The sequence below is a fragment of the Paraburkholderia dipogonis genome (assembly GCF_046027395.1).
Lineage (GTDB): Bacteria > Pseudomonadota > Gammaproteobacteria > Burkholderiales > Burkholderiaceae > Paraburkholderia > Paraburkholderia dipogonis_A.
This window is the reverse complement of the sequence record NZ_JAQQEG010000120.1, coordinates 1-775: the sequence shown is the minus strand read 5'-3', so window position 1 is coordinate 775 and position 775 is coordinate 1. Positions and strand designations below refer to the sequence as shown.

Below are 775 nucleotides of genomic sequence, written 5' to 3'. Positions count from 1 at the left end.
ATGGGCCTGTCGGGTCAGCCTAACAGTTATCTGGAGGAAGCCCGCTATCTCGCAGGCGTGCGGGCCTATGCGCTTTACTCGCGTAACGAGCGTCTCAGAGGGCGCGGTAACCTGCTCGGCCTGAAAACGGGCAGGACGATCCGGCTCACCGATCACCCGGAGCCGGCCATTAACGCCGAGTATCTGGTGGTGTCCACGACGCTCGATATTCGCAGCGTGAGCGAGACGACGGTGTCGGCCGGAATGCCCGACCAACGCCGGTACCAGTGCGTGACCGACTTCGTGCTGCAACCGCCCGACCGGTTCTTCAAGAACAGGCCGAAGAAGAAGCCGCGCTGTCAGGCGGAAACGGCGGTCGTGGTGGGACCGAAAGACCAGACCACCTGGGTCGATGCGTACGGCCGGGTAAAAATCAGTTACCTCTGGGACCTGGACAGGCCGAGGGACGAGAACGCAAGCTGCTGGGTGCGCGTGTCATCGCCATGGCAGGGTGACTCGTTCGGCACGATCTATGTGCCCCGTATCGGCGAGGAAGTGACGGTCAATTATCACGAAGGCGACCCTGACAAGCCCTATATCGCTGACCGGATGGTCAACCGGTTCAGGCAGCCGCCGTGGAAACTGCCGGCCAATCATGCACTGAGCGGCACGCGCACGCGAGACCTCGCCGGATTGCAGGCCAACCAGATCGTCGCCGACGATACACCCGGCAAACTTCAGGTACAGGTCAGCAGCGATTACGCGCAGTCGCGACTGGTGCTCGGCTATAACACGC

At 62.2% G+C, this 775-nt stretch carries 1 protein-coding gene; it reads left to right on the top strand.

The window, feature by feature from the left end; translation table 11 throughout:
• Positions 1 to 775: type VI secretion system Vgr family protein (locus tag PQR32_RS42120; RefSeq protein WP_408241797.1), on the top strand; the 775-nt coding region annotated here is incomplete at both ends.